6 protein-coding genes and 2 pseudogenes are annotated in these 6,380 nt (G+C 58.4%); 4 read left to right on the forward strand and 4 right to left on the reverse strand.

Annotated elements, in window-relative coordinates; translation table 11 throughout:
* Together OCK02_RS26325 and OCK02_RS25985 are read right to left on the reverse strand one after the other, a co-directional pair.
* Window positions 1-64 (reverse strand): hypothetical protein (locus tag OCK02_RS26325; RefSeq protein ID WP_412178929.1); only part of this gene is annotated, 64 nt, incomplete at its 3' end.
* 462 nt (window positions 65-526) lie between these two features.
* A pseudogene (locus OCK02_RS25985) lies at window positions 527-634 on the reverse strand (alcohol dehydrogenase); the annotation flags it as partial.
* A gap of 244 nt (window positions 635-878) precedes the next feature.
* On the opposite strand from OCK02_RS25985, the gene OCK02_RS25990 reads away from it, so the two are divergent.
* Complete coding sequence (locus OCK02_RS25990) at window positions 879-2,303, forward strand: ISNCY family transposase (protein ID WP_263815543.1); 1,425 nt, start codon at window positions 879-881, stop codon at window positions 2,301-2,303.
* Window positions 2,304-2,309: 6 nt separating this feature from the next.
* Here OCK02_RS25990 and OCK02_RS25995 read toward each other — a convergent pair whose 3' ends face one another.
* Window positions 2,310-3,047 (reverse strand): hypothetical protein, encoded by a 738-nt coding sequence (locus tag OCK02_RS25995; RefSeq protein ID WP_263815544.1) that lies wholly within the window; start codon window positions 3,045-3,047, stop codon window positions 2,310-2,312.
* A gap of 295 nt (window positions 3,048-3,342) precedes the next feature.
* Between OCK02_RS25995 and OCK02_RS26000 the strand changes: the two genes are divergently transcribed.
* The 3 genes from OCK02_RS26000 (at window position 3,343) to OCK02_RS26010 (ending at window position 5,623) form a co-directional block, all read left to right on the forward strand.
* A complete protein-coding gene (locus tag OCK02_RS26000; RefSeq protein ID WP_263815545.1) occupies window positions 3,343-4,344 on the forward strand; it encodes an IS30 family transposase in 1,002 nt (333 codons plus the stop codon).
* Between the two features lie 191 nt (window positions 4,345-4,535).
* The gene (locus tag OCK02_RS26005) at window positions 4,536-4,925 is read left to right on the forward strand and encodes an MbcA/ParS/Xre antitoxin family protein (protein WP_263815546.1); all 390 of its coding nucleotides are present in this window, start codon (window positions 4,536-4,538) and stop codon (window positions 4,923-4,925) included.
* Window positions 4,922-5,623, forward strand: coding sequence for an RES family NAD+ phosphorylase (locus tag OCK02_RS26010; RefSeq protein ID WP_263815547.1), 702 nt, complete (start codon window positions 4,922-4,924; stop codon window positions 5,621-5,623). Before OCK02_RS26005 ends, OCK02_RS26010 begins: the two co-directional genes overlap by 4 nt.
* 187 nt (window positions 5,624-5,810) lie before the next feature.
* On the opposite strand, the pseudogene OCK02_RS26015 reads toward OCK02_RS26010, so the two are convergent.
* Window positions 5,811-6,038, reverse strand: a pseudogene (locus OCK02_RS26015) (substrate-binding domain-containing protein); the annotation flags it as partial.
* Window positions 6,039-6,380 lie beyond the last annotated feature (342 nt).

A 6,380-nucleotide genomic window follows, 5' to 3' on the forward strand; every position in this document is an offset into this window, starting at 1 on the left:
CATCCTCTTTCATTTCGGACATGCCCGTCTCCAGGTGGCCGACGCGCGACACGAGCTCGTCCATGCGTTTATGGACGGCCGCTCTGTGGGCTGTTGTCGGCCTTCATGTCCTCGGCGCGCTGGCGCATCAGTTCTATTGGAGGACAAATGTGCTTCGGCGGATGACGATTGACTGATTCCTATGCTCGGCGGCTACGCCGCCCAATCTGGCTATGAGCGTATCCATTTGCAGAGCCACCAGGACTGAACCAGCCGGCCAAGTCGCGGTGGTCGCTTGTTTCATTGTAGAGAAATCGCCGCTCCCGGAATTGATCTTGCGCAAGGCGAGTGCGCCCGTCGTTGGGCTTACTCTCTTCGCATTCTGCCGATAGGAGCGGGAAACGTGCCGCAAGCGGACAAAGGCCTCTGGCAACGACATTCGAGCATGATCCTGGTCGCAATCGCCGCCGGTGGGCTGGCGATCGGGTTGGTCTTGTCGTGGCAGGCCGCTCGCTACGCGCGTTTGTCTGGAGTGCCGCGACGCTGGCCCGGCGCAGAGAAGGGGCGCCTGTGCAATCGGATCGGCGTCGGGATCGAGGTCAAAGGCGAATTCGGCGTCCGCGACAGCATGGGTGGCAAAGCCGCCGTCGCGCGTGTTCCGGACGGCGGAGGAGATCAATAAGGAGCGATATGTGTTGATTGCCGCTCTCATTGGGTCAAGGGACAGTTCCATAAATCGCCTTATGCGATATTCATGTGTCGCGGCTATTTAGTAATGCGACAGTTGGGCCAGTTAGAGATGCGACAGTCTCGCCTCTCGACGCACTGGTCAAAGCCAACGTTGGGAGCAAGGATGACGATCTTCAGCCTGGTCGAGACCATGAGCGGTTGGAGTCGTCATGTCCTTTATGATCACCATGTCGCAGAAAGAGTTGCATCGCCTCGAACTCATCCAGAAGATCCGTGACGAACGCCTGAGCGTCGTCCAGGCGGCCGAACGGCTCGACCTCAGTCGAAGTCAGGTCCATCGGCTGCTGCAGGCCTATGATCGGGATGGTCCGGCCGGGCTTGTTTCGAAGAAGCGATCTCAACCGAGCAATCGGCGCCACAGCGAGGAGTTTCGCAATGCGGCGCTGGATCTGATTCGCGAACGCTATCTGGATTTCGGTCCGACGCTGGCGCGCGAGAAGCTGATCGAGTTGCACAGGATCTCGGTGGCCAAGGAGACGCTGCGGCAATGGATGACCGAGGCCGGCATCTGGGTCTCGCGTCGCGAACGCAAGAAGCGGGTTTTCCAGCCACGCGGCCGACGTGATTGCTTTGGCGAACTGGTGCAGATCGATGGCTCGCATCATTGGTGGTTCGAGGACCGTGGGCCCAAATGCGCCCTGCTCGTCTATATCGACGACGCGACCGGCAAGCTGCTGCATCTACGGTTTGCCGGCTCGGAGAACACATTCGACTATCTGCACGCGACCAAGGCCTATCTGCAGCAATGGGGCAAACCGCTGGCCTTCTACAGCGACAAGCACGGCGTCTTTCGTTCGACGCATGCGTCGGAGAAGGACCGGACGAGCGGCCTGACACAATTCGGTCGGGCGCTTTATGAGCTGAACATCGACATCATCTGTGCCAATACCCCGCAGGCCAAAGGCCGTGTGGAACGTGCGAACCAGACATTGCAGGATCGGCTGGTCAAGGAGATGCGGCTTCGCGGCATCGAGACGATCGAGGAAGCCAACGCCTATGCGCCGGAATTCATTGCGGATTTCAACGCGCGTTTTGGCAAACAGCCGCGCAATCCGAAGGACATGCACCGGCCGTTGGCCGATCACGAGAACCTCGATGGCGCCATGTGCCGCAAGGAAGTTCGCACGCTGTCGCAGGCTTTGACGCTGCGCTATGACAAGGTGCTGTTCATCCTTGCTCCGACAGATCTTTCCAGGTCCCTGGCGGGTAAGAAGGTCGTCGTTTGCGACTATCCGGACGGGCGTCTCGAGATCATGCACGAGAGCTTTGCCCTGCCCTATAAAACATTCGACAAGCTGCGGTCGGTCCATCGGCCGGAAGTCGTCGAGAACAAGCGTCTGGACGACATGCTGTCGATCGTCGCCGAGATGCAGGCTGGACGGGAACAGCAACGGAGCAAGAGCGGCCCTCGCCGCACCGGGCAGACGGATCATATGTTCGGCATTCGCGACGGCAGCACGGCGAACGGGTATCAGAAGCGTGGCCGCAAGCCGCGGACAGATTACATGAACGATCTGGAGGTGATTGCACGGCGGGAGAAAGCGTTATTGATGAGGCGGCCAGCGGCAGAATAAAGATCGTCAGTGCACGCCGATGTCGCTTTGCGTATCTGATTCCAGCTGCAGGCAGGCGGACCAAAGCGGCGTCTTGTGGAAGGATCCGTCCTGGAAGAGTGTTAGCCCTTCTCTTGCCTCATAGAGCAAACCGAGCCAGCATAAGCGTCGTAAGACGCCGTATTTTAGATCGGATTTCAGCTCCCAGGCTTCCAGGGTCATTTCGGTGTCGGACAGAGGTGCCATGTCTGGGTAGAGGATCTTTACAACGTCCAAGGGCGTGCAGCCCTCTCTCGCCTTGATATTGAGAAGATTGAGGAACATGCGCCACCAACGCAACCGAGCTTGGACCTCTTCTTTGCGCTCGGTGGAGTGGACATAGGAATAGAGATAATCCGTGGCGACGAGATCGAAGAAGGCTTGCGGGTTCACCAGAAACTCGCGGCCACGTCTGGTTGGCAGCAGCACATCCTTTTTCCGGCGAAGAAGCTTGAGATGGCGGGTCATGTCCCGCACGACCCAAAGCGGCGGTATGTCGCGTTCGTTCAGCACTTTGTTCATGCTGTAGAGGTCTTCGGCCGTGAAGTCGGGCCAGAGGAAGTTCACAGCGGCCCAATGCACGAATTTGCGGTTCATGGCGCCGGTCGCCGTCAATCCTATGCCACCTTCACCGTCAGCAAAGGCAACGGACAGAAGCATGCCGCGAAGCAGAGGTGACAGCGCGGCGACATCAACGTCACCCTGCAGCTTGATTTCCGGAAGCATCGCGCGGCTCTGATCCCTATCCGCACCATGCGGTGTAAGGAGTATCAACCGGCGACGGAACAATTGCTACTGAGAAAGCTAAAGCCGAAGGGTGTCTCACCCGCCCCCGCTCCACCCTCGCAACCCGGACCAGCCGGTCGGATCGGGGGCTGATCGTCAGAGCCAGTGCCGCATCTCTATCCGGCCGGCGACGTCGCACCTCTATCCAGCTTTGACATCATGTGTAGCCGGGTACATTCTATTTCCAAGTGCGACATGCCAATGATTTCAAAGGCTTCACTTTGGAGATTTTGGCATGTCGCGCTGCTATTCACAACTGACCCTGGCCGATCGACGGCGGCTTCACCATCTCGTCGCACGCAAGGTTCCGATCAACGAGATGGCCCGCCAGCTCGGGCGTCATCGTTCGACCATCTATCGCGAGATCAGGCGAAATACGTTCCATGATCACGAATTTCCCGAGTACAGCGGCTATTTCTCGACGGTTGCCGATGACATCTCCAAGGAACGGCGACGGCGCTTGAGAAAGCTGCGGCGCCATCCCCATCTGCGTCGTATGGTCATCGAGAAGCTGGAGGCCTACTGGTCGCCGGAGCAGATCGCTGGCCGTCTTCTGGCCGATGGGATCAGCCTGGTCCGGATCTGCAAGGAGACGATCTACCGCTTCATCTACGGCAAGGAAGACTACGGGCTTGGCCTTTTTCGCTACCTGCCCGAGGCACGCCGAAAACGCCGTCCGCGTGGCTCGCGGAAGCCGCGCAACAGCGTGTTTCCAGCCAGCCACAGGATATCGCAACGCCCTGATTTTATTGGCGATCGATCGGTGTTTGGACACTGGGAAGGCGATCTGTTGATCTTCGAGCGTGCGCTCGGCCATGCCAATGTCACCTCCCTCGTTGAGCGCAAGAGCCGCTATACCGTGATGATCAAGAACCCCAGCCGGCACTCGCGACCGATCATGGACAAGATCATCAAAGCATTCTCGCCCTTGCCATCCCTCGCACGTCAGAGCTTCACCTTTGACCGCGGCACGGAGTTTGCCGGTTTCAGGGCTTTGGAAGATGGCATCGGCGCGCACAGCTGGTTCTGTGATCCCAGCGCGCCCTGGCAAAAGGGTGCCGTGGAAAACGCCAATAAGCGCATTCGCCGCTTCATGCCAAGTGATACCGACCTGGCCGTCGTGTCGCAACGCGACCTCACCCAACTCGCCCGCCACCTGAATGACCAGCCGCGAAGGTGCCTCGGCTACAAGACGCCGGCCGAAGTGTTCCACGCGCATTTGCAGGAAGGCGATTGATCCCCTACCCTGCAAGACGGGCATGATGCACTTGGGTTAGCTTCTCCAAAAAAAGAAGAAAAATCAAAAAAAGAAAATCATATCGCAGAACTCAACGTCAGACTTTCGCGGTGAGAATAGGCCGGCAATATGCTCATATGAGCTTTACATAGAGATCATATGGACTATATTGGAGTCAGCGGAGGCCAAATATGCAAGTAGTAGATAAGATCCGTGAACCCGCCCAAGTCAATGCCATCGCGTTGAAGTCCTACGCGCGTGTTTCCGAAGCCTGGCGACTGAGCTTGAAAGAAGCTGCCAGCCTGGCCGACATGTCGGAGAGCACCTGGAAGCGTGCCAGGAAGCCCGACTTCGCAGGAGAGCTGACGAAGGACCAGCTTCTGCGGTTGAGCGCCGTGATTGGTATCTATAAGTCGCTCGATCTCTATTTCTCCGAGTCACTTTCGCGAACTTGGTTCACGCGACCCAACTCTGGGCCACTGTTTGGCGGTCGCCGACCAGTGGACACCGCGATCGAAGGGGGGCTGCCGCAGATCCTGGCGGTTCGGACCTATCTCGATGCCTTGCGTGGCGGTGCATGAGACGGACGGCAATTTCTGATCGCGGTCTGGTTCGACTTTTGCCTGCTACTTATCACAAACCGCCAGCCCTCCGTGGTCTTGTGGATACGGATGACGAGCTGGAAATCCTGGCTGAGATCGAGGGGCTCACGAGCGCGCGCCTTCTGGCCGAGCGCGGTCGAAGCCCGCACCTTGATCCGCGCGAGCTCGCCTGGCACCGGCGACGTCGGGACCTTCGCATTTACGGCGACACGCATGTCAATGCCGCGTTCACTTATACGCGGGTAGGCGGCAACCGTTTCAACTCCGAAGAACGCGGTGCCTGGTATTGTGCGTGGGATACCATGGTCTCGGTCAGCGAAGTTGCCTGGCACCGCACAAGGGAGCTTGGCTATACGGGCTCCTTCCACGACAGCGCCCGATACGTCGAATTGCTGGCGGACTTTATCGGTGAGTTCCATGACATCACCGATCAGACCGGCCATTCGGCGCTCCACCCTGATCCGGCAATCGGCTATCCGGAGGGGCAAATCCTTGCACAGCACTTGCGACGTGAGGGCTCGCGCGGCCTAATTTATCCCGCGGTCCGAGCCCCTGCACCCGGCGGCAACTGCTTGGTTTGCTTCGAGCCTCAGGCCATCCAGAACGTTCGCCCAGGTGCATCTTGGGATCTGTATTGGAACGGAACGCCGGAATATTCGATCGTTGCAATCGGCTGATCTGCTTCATTCTGATCGGTGCAATGGCGGGAAACGTACCCCGACTTCAAAGTCTACGCCGTGGTCAAGTCGGACTACTCGGTGCTTCACGGCCCCGCTTGGGCGAACATCAACTGGCTGCTTATCGACGGGTTGAAGCGGAACAGCCATGGGGACGTGGCGGAGGAACTGCGCACGGACGGGCGGCATACTGTGCGGCGTAAGGCGGCATTGGTTCGAGCAGGAATTCGGCAAGCGAGATGCCGAGATCGCGAAGAGACAGGCTGAAGCCGGTGAGACTGGGTGACAGAAATTCGGCCTGCGGGCTGCGGTTGCCGATAACCGCGACATCCCGGCCGGGTTTCAATCCAGCTTCATCCAGCCCGCGATAGTAACCGATGACGGTGGCCTTCTTGACGAGAACGATTGCGATCGGGTGCGGGACCGACGGCTTGAAGCTGCCTCGAGGCCGGGATCACGCTCGCCCGCCTCAACACATTCGCGCAAATATGCTTTCGCAGGGAAATGTTCAGCGTGATGAACATCTCTTCGTCAGCCAATGCAGGACACAAATTTCATCTTCGTCCATCCACCGTCGTAATCGCGCGCTCTTGCTGCCCCGGAACTTTAAAATCTCACCAAGCTTGCCTCGACGGAAGTCCTCGAAAATTGCCGGATGGATATAGGAAGACCGACAGACGGGATGATGTCCCAGGGAGTGGTGTAGCAGGTTAGCGGTGGCCATCAGTGTTTTTCCGGTAGGGTCGGTTTGTCAAAG

Source organism: Rhizobium sp. TRM96647, from assembly GCF_025780115.1.
In the GTDB taxonomy this organism is placed as follows: domain Bacteria; phylum Pseudomonadota; class Alphaproteobacteria; order Rhizobiales; family Rhizobiaceae; genus Mycoplana.